19 protein-coding genes and 1 pseudogene are annotated in these 13,988 nt (G+C 34.2%); 13 read left to right on the top strand and 7 right to left on the bottom strand.

What is annotated here, in order from left to right; translation table 11 throughout:
- Window positions 1-99: 99 nt before the first annotated feature.
- From PSR14_RS22210 to PSR14_RS22200, 3 genes are all read right to left on the bottom strand, one after another.
- A complete protein-coding gene (locus tag PSR14_RS22210) occupies window positions 100-1,494 on the bottom strand; it encodes an L-cystine transporter (RefSeq protein ID WP_001094339.1) in 1,395 nt (464 codons plus the stop codon).
- Window positions 1,495-1,601: 107 nt separating this feature from the next.
- Window positions 1,602-1,844, bottom strand: a complete 243-nt coding sequence (locus PSR14_RS22205) for a DUF2626 domain-containing protein (protein ID WP_000440714.1) — start codon at window positions 1,842-1,844, stop codon at window positions 1,602-1,604.
- A gap of 125 nt (window positions 1,845-1,969) precedes the next feature.
- Window positions 1,970-2,665 carry a metalloregulator ArsR/SmtB family transcription factor gene (locus PSR14_RS22200; protein WP_000434109.1) on the bottom strand — a complete coding sequence of 232 codons (696 nt, stop codon included), beginning with the start codon at window positions 2,663-2,665 and terminating at the stop codon, window positions 1,970-1,972.
- A 205-nt stretch (window positions 2,666-2,870) separates the two neighbouring features.
- On the opposite strand from PSR14_RS22200, the pseudogene comGA reads away from it, so the two are divergent.
- From comGA to PSR14_RS22150, 10 genes and pseudogenes are all read left to right on the top strand, one after another.
- Window positions 2,871-3,914: pseudogene (gene comGA, locus PSR14_RS22195) on the top strand (competence protein ComGA).
- Window positions 3,907-4,938 carry a competence type IV pilus assembly protein ComGB gene (gene comGB / locus PSR14_RS22190; protein WP_061185681.1) on the top strand — a complete coding sequence of 344 codons (1,032 nt, stop codon included), beginning with the start codon at window positions 3,907-3,909 and terminating at the stop codon, window positions 4,936-4,938. The pseudogene comGA and the gene comGB overlap by 8 nt, the downstream one beginning before the upstream one ends.
- Window positions 4,939-4,949: 11 nt before the next feature.
- Window positions 4,950-5,249 carry a competence type IV pilus major pilin ComGC gene (gene comGC / locus PSR14_RS22185; RefSeq protein ID WP_001178694.1) on the top strand — a complete coding sequence of 100 codons (300 nt, stop codon included), beginning with the start codon at window positions 4,950-4,952 and terminating at the stop codon, window positions 5,247-5,249.
- Window positions 5,246-5,701: a comG operon protein ComGD gene (gene comGD, locus PSR14_RS22180; protein ID WP_000810389.1), complete on the top strand. Its 456-nt coding sequence runs from the start codon at window positions 5,246-5,248 to the stop codon at window positions 5,699-5,701. The genes comGC and comGD overlap by 4 nt, the downstream gene beginning before the upstream one ends.
- A complete protein-coding gene (gene comGE / locus PSR14_RS22175; protein ID WP_000829518.1) occupies window positions 5,694-5,996 on the top strand; it encodes a competence type IV pilus minor pilin ComGE in 303 nt (100 codons plus the stop codon). Before comGD ends, comGE begins: the two co-directional genes overlap by 8 nt.
- Window positions 5,966-6,436, top strand: coding sequence for a competence type IV pilus minor pilin ComGF (comGF, locus tag PSR14_RS22170; RefSeq protein ID WP_000923058.1), 471 nt, complete (start codon window positions 5,966-5,968; stop codon window positions 6,434-6,436). The genes comGE and comGF overlap by 31 nt, the downstream gene beginning before the upstream one ends.
- Complete coding sequence (gene comGG, locus PSR14_RS22165; RefSeq protein ID WP_000595196.1) at window positions 6,433-6,804, top strand: competence type IV pilus minor pilin ComGG; 372 nt, start codon at window positions 6,433-6,435, stop codon at window positions 6,802-6,804. Before comGF ends, comGG begins: the two co-directional genes overlap by 4 nt.
- 178 nt (window positions 6,805-6,982) lie before the next feature.
- Window positions 6,983-7,633: a 2OG-Fe(II) oxygenase gene (locus PSR14_RS22160; protein WP_000183886.1), complete on the top strand. Its 651-nt coding sequence runs from the start codon at window positions 6,983-6,985 to the stop codon at window positions 7,631-7,633.
- A gap of 119 nt (window positions 7,634-7,752) precedes the next feature.
- On the top strand, window positions 7,753-8,250 hold the full coding sequence (gene aroK / locus PSR14_RS22155) for a shikimate kinase AroK (protein WP_000836628.1): 498 nt from the start codon (window positions 7,753-7,755) through the stop codon (window positions 8,248-8,250).
- A 38-nt stretch (window positions 8,251-8,288) separates the two neighbouring features.
- Window positions 8,289-8,489 carry a YqzE family protein gene (locus tag PSR14_RS22150; protein ID WP_000106079.1) on the top strand — a complete coding sequence of 67 codons (201 nt, stop codon included), beginning with the start codon at window positions 8,289-8,291 and terminating at the stop codon, window positions 8,487-8,489.
- 67 nt (window positions 8,490-8,556) lie between these two features.
- On the opposite strand, the gene PSR14_RS22145 is transcribed toward PSR14_RS22150, so the two are convergent.
- Window positions 8,557-9,189 (bottom strand): VC0807 family protein, encoded by a 633-nt coding sequence (locus tag PSR14_RS22145; RefSeq protein ID WP_001073109.1) that lies wholly within the window; start codon window positions 9,187-9,189, stop codon window positions 8,557-8,559.
- Between the two features lie 134 nt (window positions 9,190-9,323).
- Window positions 9,324-9,440: a GTP pyrophosphokinase gene (locus PSR14_RS22140; RefSeq protein ID WP_071727059.1), complete on the bottom strand. Its 117-nt coding sequence runs from the start codon at window positions 9,438-9,440 to the stop codon at window positions 9,324-9,326.
- 73 nt (window positions 9,441-9,513) lie between these two features.
- On the opposite strand from PSR14_RS22140, the gene PSR14_RS22135 reads away from it, so the two are divergent.
- Both PSR14_RS22135 and PSR14_RS22130 read left to right on the top strand, forming a co-directional pair.
- Entirely contained in the window at window positions 9,514-9,741 is a 228-nt protein-coding gene (locus tag PSR14_RS22135; RefSeq protein WP_000032699.1) for a hypothetical protein, read from the top strand.
- A gap of 104 nt (window positions 9,742-9,845) precedes the next feature.
- The gene (locus PSR14_RS22130; RefSeq protein ID WP_098487577.1) at window positions 9,846-9,977 is read left to right on the top strand and encodes a hypothetical protein; all 132 of its coding nucleotides are present in this window, start codon (window positions 9,846-9,848) and stop codon (window positions 9,975-9,977) included.
- Between the two features lie 35 nt (window positions 9,978-10,012).
- Here PSR14_RS22130 and PSR14_RS22125 read toward each other — a convergent pair whose 3' ends face one another.
- Both PSR14_RS22125 and PSR14_RS22120 read right to left on the bottom strand, forming a co-directional pair.
- Window positions 10,013-10,807 carry a YqhG family protein gene (locus PSR14_RS22125; protein ID WP_001183969.1) on the bottom strand — a complete coding sequence of 265 codons (795 nt, stop codon included), beginning with the start codon at window positions 10,805-10,807 and terminating at the stop codon, window positions 10,013-10,015.
- Entirely contained in the window at window positions 10,794-12,476 is a 1,683-nt protein-coding gene (locus tag PSR14_RS22120; protein ID WP_001100026.1) for a DEAD/DEAH box helicase, read from the bottom strand. The genes PSR14_RS22125 and PSR14_RS22120 overlap by 14 nt, the downstream gene beginning before the upstream one ends.
- Window positions 12,477-12,867: 391 nt before the next feature.
- Here PSR14_RS22120 and gcvT point away from each other — a divergent pair, with 391 nt between their 5' ends.
- A complete protein-coding gene (gcvT, locus tag PSR14_RS22115; protein ID WP_000631771.1) occupies window positions 12,868-13,968 on the top strand; it encodes a glycine cleavage system aminomethyltransferase GcvT in 1,101 nt (366 codons plus the stop codon).
- Window positions 13,969-13,988: the final 20 nt, after the last annotated feature.

Genomic DNA, 13,988 nt, shown 5'->3' with positions numbered 1-13,988 from the left:
GTGTTTGAAACAATATGTTATGCCTTATGTATAAAAGATAAAGAGGAAGATGAAAAGAACTAAAAAAGGACGCTAACCGTTTTGTTAGCGTCCTTTTCATTATGAAGCAATTTCACCAGTTTTTGTATCATCTTGATTGTACGTATCTTGATCTAATTCACCAAGCCATTTACTAGAAATAAGACCTGCTGTCATAGAACCACTTACGTTAAGAGCTGTACGCCCCATATCGATTAATGGTTCAACTGAGATAACAAGAGCGACAATACCGATTGGTAAGTTCATTGTAGATAGTACGATTAACGCTGCGAATGTTGCACCGCCACCAACGCCGGCAACACCGAATGAGCTAATCGCAACGACAGCGATTAAAGTTAAAATAAATTGTGGTTGTAATGGATCAATTCCTACAGTTGGAGCGACCATCATTGCAAGCATTGCTGGATAAATACCTGCGCAACCGTTTTGTCCGATAGATACTCCAAATGAGGCTGCGAAGTTTGCAATCCCTTCAGAAATACCAAGTTTTTCTTTTTGAGCTTCAATATTTAATGGCATTGCACCAGCACTAGAGCGAGATGTGAATGCAAATGTTAATACAGGGAACACCTTTTTCAAATATTGAATTGGATTTAAACCAGATAGAGCAATTAATAATAAGTGGATAACGAACATTACGATAAGTGCCACGTAAGACGCTAACACGAAGTTACCAAGTTTTAAAATAGCATTTATGTCGCTACCAGCAACTGTTTTTGCCATAAGAGCTAATACGCCGTATGGAGTAAGACGTAAAATTAATGTTACCATACGCATTACAATTGCATATACAGCATCAAGCATTTTCTTAAATAGCTCTGCTTGTTCTGGATATTTTCGTTTTACACCTATAAAGGCGATACCGATAAATGCTGCAAATATTACAACAGAAATTGTTGAAGTTGGACGAGCACCTGTTAAATCAAGAAATGGATTTGTAGGTAACAGCTCTAATAATTTATCTGGAATTGTTGTTTTTTCAATAGAAGTAAATCTTTCTTCAACTAGCTTCAGACGAGCAGATTCTGCATCACCTTGTTGCAGACCAGTTGCAGAAACATCAAATCCTGCACTTGCAGCGATACCGACAGCTGCAGCAATTCCTGTAGTCAGAATTAAAATTCCGATAATAAGACCACTAATTTTACCAAGGTTTTTCGTTAACTGTAATTTTGTAAATGCTGAAATAATAGATACTAAAATAAGTGGCATAACGATCATTTGAAGTAACTTCACATAACCGTTACCGATTAAGCCAAACCAAGTATTTGATTCAATAATTACTTTAGAAGTTGGCTCATAAATAAATTGTAATATAAGACCGAAGATAATTCCGACTCCTAAAGCGGTAAATACACGTTTATTAAAAGATACATGCTTACGTTGCATATAATATAATACGCCAACTAAAATGAGCATGACTGCAACGTTAATTCCGACAAGCAGTGTATTCATGATGATTCCCCCTAATTCCAATCTGTTATATAGAATATAAATCAATAAAACCTATAAGTCAACTAGGGAATTCCGGAATTAAAAAAAAGATGGCAAAATGCCATCTTTTAATGTCCAGCCCCAGGGACAAGTAAAAATGTCGTGTAGTATGTAAATCCTATGAAGAAAACAGTTAAATATGCCCCGAATACGTATATATACATACGCTCTGTTAAATTTAAATAGCTTAAAAGTACGAAGAATCCTGTTTGTCCTAAAAATAGTAGTGCAGTCGAATGCATATCCCCTACGTAAAACATAACCGAGAAAATTCCAGTCCAAAAGCCGAGAACGCGAAACATGCGCTCCATGCCATCTCCCTCCTTTTCTAAAAAAAGTAAACCTCACTTCATTATAGTTTATTTTTCTTACTATTGTAAATATTCGTTCATATAAAAAGAAGCCAATTATAATTGGCTTCTTTTTATATGAGAAATCAAATTGTTAGTTTATAATTACAAGATTTACATCCATCTAGTAAACTATCATTTCGTGTTAATTCCGTGTTAGGGAATAGGATTTCAAAAATCCCTTTCATCATATCTCCGTGCATATTACAAATTTCAGTTGGGTGATGGACAGCAACTTCTTTAAATGGACAATTGTGTACATCATAGAAAATTTTTGTTCCATCTGCACTTAATTCAAATGCAGGTGATAAGCCAGCTGTTGAAAAGGCTTCCTTTGCAATTTGAACTTTTTGCTCCACTGTTAAAGCATCTTCGCTCACATTTAAGCGCTGCATATGTTGTTGCATTAATTCGGCCCCGAATTGTTTCCCTGTTTCGTAGAGCGCTTTTTCACCAGCAGCACCAAGGCTAAGTAAAGAATTAAACGCGATTCTTGCTAACAATTGATAGTCACGGAATGGGAATTGTAATTGGATAACATCTTCAGATAATACATATAATCTGCTTGGTCGTCCGCCTTTTCCAGTTTTCTTCGTTTCAGATTTCAGCATATGAACATCTTCTAATTTAGATAAATGTAAACGCGCTACGTTTGGATGAATGTCAAACTCATCAGCAATTTCTTGTACAGTTACGTAACTATGTTTTTGAGAAATATATTTATAAATGTAATAACGAGTTGGGTCAGCTAAAACACCTGTAATTTTTAAAGCTTGTTCCATGAGGATCTCCACCTTTATCACTTTATCCAAGATAATAACATTATAATACAGATAAACATGGGTATAGGTAATTTTAGACAATAATTCGGAAATTGTTCATAATTTCACAAACATATTTTTCCTTTTTTATCTAGTGAAAATGCAAAAATACCGATTTTTCAGATGGATTTCTTCATGCTATATACATAGTGGGGAGGGAAAAATGATGAATGGAATTGAAAGCTTTGCGAATACGATTTTGAAAGAGGCGTGTAGGGTACAAGCTTCGGATTTACATATTGTGCCCCGGAAGAAGGATGTAGTGATTCAACTGCGCATAGGGAAAGATTTAATGACGAAACAATACATTGAAAAGGAATTTGGAGAAAAACTTGTTTCACACTTTAAATTTTTAGCATCCATGGATATAGGGGAGAGGCGGAAGCCACAAAATGGTTCACTGTATTTACAAATGGATGGACAGGAAGTGTATTTACGTCTTTCCACGCTTCCAACTGTATATCAAGAAAGTCTCGTTATTCGTCTTCATTTACAAGCATCTATTCAGCCGTTATCTCATCTTTCGTTATTTCCAAGTACAGCGAAGAAACTACTTTCTTTTTTACATTATTCCCATGGGTTACTCGTATTTACTGGACCGACTGGATCGGGGAAGACAACAACAATGTATGCATTATTAGAGGTAATTAGAAAAAAGAAAACACGCCGCATCGTTACACTGGAAGATCCAGTTGAAAAAAGAAATGACGATGTATTACAAATTCAAATAAATGAAAAAGCAGGTATCACATATGAGGCGGGACTAAAGGCTATTTTGCGTCATGATCCAGATGTTATTTTAGTGGGTGAAATTCGTGATGAAGAAACAGCAAAAATCGCTATAAGAGCAAGTTTGACTGGCCATTTAGTAATGACGACACTGCATACGAATGATGCGAAAGGAGCAATACTTCGGTTTATGGACTTTGGCATAACAAGGCAAGAGATTGAACAATCTTTATTGGCTATAGCTGCACAGCGACTTGTTGAATTGAAGTGTCCGTTTTGTAAAAGAAAGTGCTCAACTGTATGTAAATCAATGAGGCAAGTAAGGTAAGCGAGTATTTATGAGTTGTTATATGGATATGAGTTAAAACAAGCGATTAAAGAAGCAAACGGGGAATGTGTCACGTACAAGCATGAGACATTAGAGTCTTCGTTGCGAAAAGGATACGCTTTAGGATTTTTAGAAGAGGATGTTTATGTTTAAGAAAATATGGAGTTTAAGTGATCAAGTAATATTACTGAAACGATTAGGAGAACTATTAGAAAAAGGATACTCTCTTTTGCAGGCATTAGAATTTTTACGGTTTCAATTACCTTTAGAAAAGAAAGTACAATTGCAGCGCATGATTGATGGATTAAAAAATGGAAAAAGTTTACACGATTCTTTTCATCAATTAAAGTTTCATCAGGAGATGTTAAGCTATTTATTTTATGCCGAGCAACATGGTGATATTTCTTTTGCGTTGCAACAAGGGAGTGCACTTCTTTATAAAAAGGATAAGTATAGGAAAGATATGATGAAAATAATGCAGTATCCTATGTTTTTGGCGTTCTTTTTAATAATCATGATTTTGATTTTTAACCGCATTTTATTACCACAAGTTGACATGGTATATAGTTCATTTGGTTCTACAGCACCGTTATTCACAGAACAAATATTAAGTACAATTAAGCTACTACCCTATCTTATTTTTAGCACTATTTTTATTGTTATGGTGGGGTGTAGTGTATATATATTGTACTTTCGGAAACTCCCGCATATGAAGCAGATAAAAATTATGCTTCGTATCCCCCTCGTAAAAACATTTCTTATTTTAAAGCATTCGCATTATTTCGCTACTCAATTGAGCGGCTTATTACACGGAGGACTATCAGTACTTGAGGCTCTAACAATAATGATGGAGCAAAAGTATCAGCCGTTCTTTCAGTATGAAGCGGGCCGAGTTAAACACCAATTAATTGCGGGAGAACCGTTGCAATCTATTATTGCTAAAAGCGGATATTATGAGGAAGAACTTTCTTATATTATTACACATGGTCAAGCAAACGGTAATTTGGCGATTGAATTAGGTGATTATAGTGATCTGATTATGGAAAAGATGGAGCAAAAAATTAAACGTATGTTAGTGATTATTCAACCGATTTTATTTACGTGTATTGGAGCAATAGTTGTTCTTATGTATTTAGCGATGATTATGCCAATGTTTCAAATGATGAATTCTATATAGGAGGCATTTACATGCAGAATGAGGAAGGGTTTACCCTTTTAGAAATGTTATTAGTTATGGTCGTCATCACTGTATTATTACTATTAATTATTCCAAATGTAGTTACGCAGCGCTCATCCGTCGAAGGAAAAGGATGTAAAGCCTATGTGAAATCTATAGAAGCGCAAATACAAGTATATCAACTACAACATAATAAAATTCCCTCGCTAAAAGAGCTAATTGATGGGAAATATATTACAAAGGATGAGTGTCCGAATGGTGAAGCTATTCATATTTCCAATGATGGCACGGTAACAAGTGGGAAACTGTGAAGCAAAAAGGTTTTACACTTTTAGAAATGCTACTCGTTTTATTTGCCATTTCTGTATTAAGTATGGTCACGTATTTTCATGTACATTCATTATACGAAAAACAAAAAATCGAACAATTTTTAAGACAGTTTTCAAATGATATTTTGTATATGCAACAATTAGCTATAAATCGTCAAAAACACTATACATTACGATGGCATAAAGATAGACAGATGTATTATATAGGGGAATCGAGTACGGATCATTCTATCATTAAAAGAGAATATGATAGCGATATACAGTTGGATTTGAATACTTTTCCAAATCCGATGACATATAATCCGAGTGGAAATATTAATAGAGGTGGCACGATTTTACTTTCGTATCGAAGTTATAAATATGAGATTGTATTCCAGCTTGGAAGAGGGAGATTTACGTATCGTGAAATGTCAAAAAGGGTCAGTGATGGCTGAAATGCTTGTAGCATTAAGTATAGTAATGATGATGGTATCTTTACTACTTCCGCAAACAGTATTGATTATGCAAGAACGAAAAAACATACAAATTCGTTATAAGGCATTTGTATTATTAAAAAAAGAAGCAGCTTTATATATGTATGAGAATGAGGCAAAACAACAGAAAGAAAAAGTCATAAATGGAAATGTATATTACACATATTGGGGAGGAAATGAAGTTTGTGCGATGTGGAAAGATGTGAAAGGAAAAATGATGGAACAATGCTTTTATGCGGGAGAAAAAATGAATTAGAAGTTGGATTTACATTAATTGAAATGATCGTATGTTTTTTTCTGTTATCACTTTTCTTTTTACTCTTACCACGTTTAAGCTTTATTGGAATAGAAAACAAGCAATCAAAAGGGTTAAATAATTGGGAATGGGATGTGTTTGTAGGACAAGTACAGTTAGAGTTTCGTGAAGTATCATTTGTGGAAAAAATAGTTCCTGAAAATAGAGAGAGTATGTTGCGCTTCCGTCTTCGCACTGGAGATGAAGTGACGTATGAAAAATTGAATAATCACCTTATAAGAAAAGTAAACATGCGCGGAAGAGAAGTTATATTACAAAATGTTGAAATGGTTTCGTATGAAGTAACACCTCATTTGCTCTTTATCAATGTGAAAGATAGGAGCGGGAAAAAATATGAAGGTGTAGCTATAAGGTATAGCGAAATGGGAATACATGTATGATAAAACAAGATGGATTTACGATGCCAGGAACAATCATTTTTCTTATATTATTAACTTCGTTCTTTATATACGAAACGAATATGTTGCTTATAGATAAAAAATTTTATATTGAAATAGAGCAAAAGTTTGTACTGGAGGAAATACTAAATCAATCTATTACAAATATAAAAAAAGACTTACGGCAAAAAGAAAAGGAAGATACTTTTTTCTTTTCATATGAAAAGGGCGAAGCGAGTGGAAATTACGTATTTGAAAACGACGTTATTCTCGTTTCATTGCAGTGCAAAATAAAACAGGAAGTTTTCTATAAAGTAAGCTTTCGGTATAGAAAAAAAGATGAGAAAATATTCGATTGGATAGAAGGATAATAGTATGTGAAATATATGGATAAAAAACTATGATTTATCATTTGAAAATAGGCTGTTTTTTAAAAGGAAATGGATAAATAAAACAATTAAAAGTTTAAATTTTCTCAAAAAAGAGAAAGGTAGAAAGAATATGATATATTCATGCTATCCAATCATTATTTTTAGGGAGAATAGGGAAATGACAAACAACAATCAAATAGGTGAAAATAAGGAACAAACTATTTTTAATCATAAAGGAAATGCAATTATGACAGAAGATAGGGAAATACAAATTATTTCAAAATTCGAAGAACCTCTTATTGTCGTGTTAGGAAATGTATTAAGTGATGAAGAGTGCGATGAATTAATTGAATTGTCTAAAAATAAATTAGCACGTTCTAAAGTTGGTTCATCACGTGATGTAAATGATATTCGAACGAGTAGTGGTGCATTTTTAGATGATAATGAACTTACTGCGAAGATTGAAAAACGAATTTCATCTATCATGAATGTTCCTGTTTCGCATGGAGAAGGATTACACATTTTAAATTATGAAGTGGATCAACAATATAAAGCACACTATGATTATTTTGCCGAACATAGTAGATCAGCTGCTAATAATCGTATTAGTACGCTTGTCATGTACTTAAATGATGTAGAAGAAGGCGGAGAAACTTTCTTTCCGAAATTAAATCTTTCTGTGCACCCTAGAAAGGGAATGGCAGTATACTTTGAGTATTTCTATCAAGATCAATCACTAAATGAGCTTACGTTACACGGAGGGGCACCTGTAACGAAAGGTGAGAAATGGATTGCAACACAGTGGGTGAGAAGAGGTACTTATAGATAAAGCGAGTATGTTACGTTTTGTTCTTCAGTGTATAAGAAGAACAAAACGTTTTTTTATTAAATAAAGTAGCATCTTTCGTTATAATAACAAGTAATACATGACGATTGAGAGGAACGAAAATGAAATCTATATACATAACCGGCTATATGGGAGCTGGGAAAACAACAATTGGAAAAGCATTAAGTAAAGAACTTCATATGGATGTTATAGATACAGATCAAAAAATTGAAGAGAAGCAAGAGAAGGAGATTCGTGATATTTTTGCCGAAGAAGGTGAAATGGCTTTTCGGGAATATGAAAGTAAGATGTTACGTTCACTACCTGTTGAAAATGTAATCATTACAACTGGCGGCGGAATCATTGAGCGAGAGGAAAACCGAAAGTGGATGAAGGAAAATGGAACTGTCGTGTATTTATATTGTGATCCACATGTAATTGCAGAAAGGCTTCGTGAAGATACGACACGGCCACTATTTCAGAAGAAAGATATAGATGCATTTGTAACGAAATTCGAATCGCGCCGAGCTTATTATGAAGAGGCTCATATTCATATCGATACGACGAATAAGTCTGTAAAGCAAATTATGGATGAATTAAAAGAAAAGATTAATGAATAAAAAAGTGGACATACTAATCAAGTAGAGGTGATGATAATATGTCTACTAATGATTATGTTCGCTTTGTGACACAGCAGTTTGTGTCGTATATGGATGCTCCAAAAGAAGATCGTAAACAAAAGAAAGAACAACGCCGTGCTGAAAAAGAGCCATTTATGAATAAGTGGTTTGGTGTTATGCCGCTAAGTGCTGCTTTGTTTTATCAAAACGTAAAAAATAAAAGAAAAAAATCAAGTTAAAGATTTCGTAATATGTGTAGTAAAATGAAAATCCCCTAGTAGCATCATACTACTAGGGGATTTTCATTTACTGCATAGACTCTTTTTCTTCTGTAACGGCATGTATTTTATTGTTCACCCAGACAAATCCAATTCCGATACAAATGGAAATGCCCCATCCAACAGCGGTCATAATTGCTCTCATTTCACCGTAGCCATCTACACCGAAAACAGAGATGAAATAAATTTTTAAGAAGCTTTTTAATATGAATTGTAGACCGAAAAAGAGCGTTAAATATTGCAATGCTGGATAGATACGACTATCACGATACAGTTCACGACTTTTATCACGGTCATGGCCTTGCAGTGCAGCAATATCTGCTGCGAAATATAACATAAGTGGTTTTTTTATAAAAATTGTACATATAACGATAATGCCGAGTACGATGTGATAATATGCATCGTTCCACAACATTCGTTCAGCTGATCCAGATAATAAATCTACTGTCGTATTAGAAATGAGTGTAATTAAAATAAAGAACCCTGTTACGTTAAACTGTTTTTCTTTTTTAAAGGTATACAGTGTATAAATAATCCCCGGAACAGAGGAAAGTAACATCGCGTAATAAGGATCGATATAAGGTTTTGCAAATTTCCAAATGAGGAATGGGATTACGAGATAAAAGACAAGATCTAATATAGCTTTTTTATTTTGATTCATATACAGCCTCCTTAAGTCATACATATATTTTATAATATAATTTCTGAAAATTGTATAAGGTTTAGTGGGAAAAGAAAAAGAAAAAGTATATGTTTAGTAGATTGAAAAAAATACCCCTAGCGTAGTAAGTTTTTTTAGTATACAATAAAGGAAACGCTTTCATTTTTAGTTTGTTCACAAAATAGACGGAAAATCACATATTTACTATCGATATGTTGCTTTATAATGAAACTAATTAAATATACATGCATACAATATTGTGAAATAAATAACATAAATAATTTATATAAATGTAAACGTTAACAAAAGAGAGAGGTGGAGGCAATGAGTAAATTTTTCTTCAATCATAATCCAGCGACAGTAGAGGATGGAAGGCTTGTTGAATATGCTGAAATTATTTATGGAGAAGGCGGCCGTTCTGTATTAGAAAATTTAATGGTGAAGGCATCTATCAGATTGCGTGATCGTTATCCGAATAAATCTGACGAGCAGATCTCGAACCTAGTAAATAAAGGCATCCATGATATGTTTCAAAAATATGTGAGTGAGTAAGAAGTAAGAGTAGCTAACGGCTGCTCTTATTTTTTTGTATAAGGATGGTGTCTCTAGCTGAAAATAAGGGTGTATTTTGAAAGATATAAAAAGGAGGGGAAATAATGAGCAATGGAATTGGTCGTTCAAAAGAAAATCTTCCAACTGATGCTAATCATGTGAGTGCAAAGGATTGTGCGCATCAAAAACGCATGGCAAAGCAAAAACAACAAGAGCGTAATGGCGATAGAGGATAACTCAAAAAAGCTCCTTCTAAAACAGAAGGAGCTTTTTAAGTTAGAAAATGATTCGCGGTAACATAAAAGAGTCCACCGTTAATAATTTGTACTGTAATGCGGGGTTCATATTGTTCTTGCAGTGCTTGTTTTTCAATTTCATAGCTTTCAGGAAGTTCATCACTTTCTTCATAAAAACGATTTAAAAGGTCCAAATCGTGATTCCAGCGCACTCTTGCTTCTTTCGCCCACGTATGGTCATCTTCTGCAATAATATTTTTTAAAGCATCCTCTATACGTTGTAAACCGCTTTGCGGTTTAATAATAGGCGAGAGCGTAAAACAAAAGTCAGGTATTTTCGGTGTAAGTTTAATTTTAGTTAATGTTTCATGAAAGTTTGCAATCATTGTGCCAGAAATAAGATGAATGCCAATGGAGTGGAGGATATCTTTTTTTCGATCACATTGATAGGAAACTTTTATATTTACACCGAGCCACGGATGGAGCGGTGTATGTGTTGCTCCGCTATGCCGTACTTCCTCATATAAGCGTATGTAAGAGCCTAATTCTTTTGTCGTTTGAAAAATTTGATGAAGACGTGGTGAACCGTAGTGAATAAGTTCACCATCGTTTTCTTCATTTTCTGGATTTGTAATAAGAGTAAGGCGCATCGGATTCGGTACGCCTCCTGTCTTCTCAAGATAGTGCCAATAAAAAGGACGGTTCATTAATAATTTATCCATCTCAATTGTTAATTGCACATCCAATAGATGAGGAGAACGTTCTAAAATTTCACAGTTATTCGCCTCAAAAAAATTGTATAAGTAATTATGAATTTCATGTTGCTGCATAGCCTTGCACCTCAGCTTCATTTCGCTTCGCAAAGTCGATAATAGATGTTAAGTTTTCCATCTTAATTCGGATTTCTCCTTCGCTTTTTGATTGCGCAAATATTTCTTGAATGTGTGCGTCGATGTTTTTCATATTAATTCTCGTTAAAATTTCATCAAGTTCACCGATCACACGCTCAAATAAATTAATTTTTTCATATAACAGTTTCAAAATATGTTCTTCCACAGTGTGTTTTGTAGCTAAGTTATAAATATGAACATCATTCTTTTGACCAAGGCGGTGAATACGTCCGATTCTTTGTTCAAGACGCATTGGATTCCATGGCAAATCATAATTGATCATATGGCTACAAAACTGTAAGTTAATTCCTTCACCACCAGCTTCCGTTGCGATTAGCACTTGCGCATGATTTTGGAAAAGTTCCTTCATCCAATCTTTCTTCCCGCGTTTAAATCCACCGCGGAATGGGACGGAAGAAATACCGTGTTGTTGTAAAAACCATTGTAAGTACATTTGTGATGCTCGATATTCTGTGAAGATGACGACTTTATCATCAATTTCTTTTATAAGCTCTAGCGCTTTATTTGCTTTTGAGTTAAAAGGAATATGATTAATTTTCTCCATTAGCACATCGATATGCGGATCTTTTACGTAATGTTCATTTTCCTTCTGTCGTTTTTCTACATGTTTTTTTAATGAATAGTAAACAGCCTCACGACTACTACACGCTTCCCGTTTTAAAGTTAACGATGAGAAAGCTGATGTGAATGCATCTTGTCCTCGCCAATTTTCAATATTGTTATATAAATCTTGCTCTTCTTTATTAAACTCAACAAAAATTGTACGTACATGTCTCTTTGGCCAATCAATCCCAGTATTATGGCGCCGATTTCGGACCATCACTTTGTTAATAAGAGCTTTTAAATCTTCATCAGATTCGGCTGAACGATTTTTTGAAGCGTAATATTCTTCAAAATTGGATTGATTGCCTAAGTGTCCTGGTTTTAATAAAGAAACAAGGTTGAAAATTTCATCAATCTTATTTTGAACAGGAGTAGCGGTTAATAATAAACAAAATTTCTTTTTTAATCGCTGTGCAAATTCATAGTTTTTTGTTTTATTATTTTTAAGTTTATGTGCTTCATCGATAATAATAAGGTCATATTCTAAGTTCAAAACGATATCACGATGTGGGGAACGTTTTGCAGTATCAATTGATGATACAATCACATCGGCTTGTTCCCACGAGTAGCTTTTCTTTTGAGCTACAGCTGGAATGAAAAACTTTGTATTTAATTCGTATGCCCATTGTGATACGAGAGAGGCTGGAACGAGTATAAGTACTTTTTTCACAAGGCCGCGGACCATATATTCTTTTAAAATAAGTCCAGCTTCAATCGTTTTTCCAAGTCCTACTTCATCTGCTAGAATCGCTTTACCATTCATTTGTTCAATAACATTTTGAGCGACTTCTAATTGATGAGGCAGTGGTGTGAAATGGGATAAATGTTTCGGTGCTTGTAATCCATCAAAAGTAGGAACAAGTAATGATTTTTCTGTTTCATAAGCTAAATGATATAAATCCCAGTTTGTCCAAGGACCATCTTCGTCAATTCTATTTAAAAAATTGTTTTGCCACGTTCGATCTATGGAAATATCGACATTCATTACGACTCTCCCACCTTTTATAAACTAAAGTAATTATGAAAAAATCTTTAATATATAAGCCTTGTAATAAGGCGCTATTACACTTACTGAAAGGTAAACAATAAGTAAAGATAAAGGACTAAATCTTAAAAACTGTATGTAATAAGATTAAGCGTAAAAAATTCTAAATTATTTTTTATGCTAGAATATTGATGAAATATAGCGAATAATGTTAGGATAATGGTGTGAAATGTGTGGAATCTTTCGTATTTTATCCAAGAAAGTGATTTTTTATTTACGCTTTCATAAAAAAATATAATGAGATTCCGTATATCCTATCTTTTTAGAATGAAAATGTTTAGAAATGAGTAACAACTTTTATTGATTTGTCAGAGCATAAGGGGGAGAGATCATGATTACATTACAACGTACACCGTTATTTGATGTATACGCGAAGTATGGTGGGAAAACAATCGACTTCGGTGGTTGGGAGTTACCAGTTCAATTTTCAAGCATTAAAGAAGAACATGAAGCTGTACGTACAGCGGCAGGTTTATTCGATGTGTCTCACATGGGAGAAGTTGAGGTAAAAGGTGTAGATAGTTTAGCATTTTTACAACGTGTTGTTACAAATGACGTATCTACCTTAAAGGTAGGAGGCGCACAATATACAGCAATGTGCTACGAAAATGGTGGTACAGTAGATGATTTATTAATCTACAAACGTGGTGAAGAAGACTATTTATTAGTTATCAACGCATCAAATATCGAGAAAGATTACGAATGGTTAGCTAGCCACGTAATTGGCGATGCGACAGTAGTCAATGTTTCTAGTGAAGTTGCACAGCTTGCAATTCAAGGACCAAAAGCAGAAGGCATTTTACAAAAAGTTGTGTCAGAAGATTTGAAAGAAATTAAGTTCTTTAAATTTAAAAACGATATTCTTGTAGATGGAATTCCAGCACTTGTATCTCGTACAGGTTATACAGGTGAAGATGGATTTGAAATTTACTGTAAGAGTGAGGATGCTGCAAAACTTTGGGAGAAACTTCTTGAAGTTGGAGCAGAAGAAGGCTTAAAACCATGTGGCTTAGGTGCTCGTGATACACTTCGCTTCGAAGCAACATTACCACTTTACGGTCAAGAATTATCAAAAGATATTACACCGATTGAAGCTGGAATTGGCTTTGCGGTAAAACCAAATAAAGAAGCAGACTTCTTTGGAAAAGCAACGTTAAAAGAGCAAAAAGAAAACGGTGCACCTCGTAAGTTAGTCGGCATCGAAGTAATTGAACGTGGAATTCCTCGTACGCATTACCCTGTATTTATTGGAGAAGAAAAAATTGGGGAAGTAACGAGTGGTACACAATCTCCAACGTTAAAGAAAAGCATTGGTTTAGCACTAATTGATGTAAAATACGCAGCAGTTGATACAGAAGTAGAAATTGAAATTCGTAATAAACGCGTCAAAGCAGTAGTTGTTCCAACACCATTTTATAAACGTTCAAAGTAACGGGGAGAGGGGTAGATTTC

It is taken from the genome of Bacillus sp. A01H (assembly GCF_045277205.1).
In the GTDB taxonomy this organism is placed as follows: domain Bacteria; phylum Bacillota; class Bacilli; order Bacillales; family Bacillaceae_G; genus Bacillus_A; species Bacillus_A paranthracis.
The sequence above is the reverse complement of the archived record's forward strand: the minus strand, read 5'-3'. Positions and strand labels throughout refer to the sequence as shown.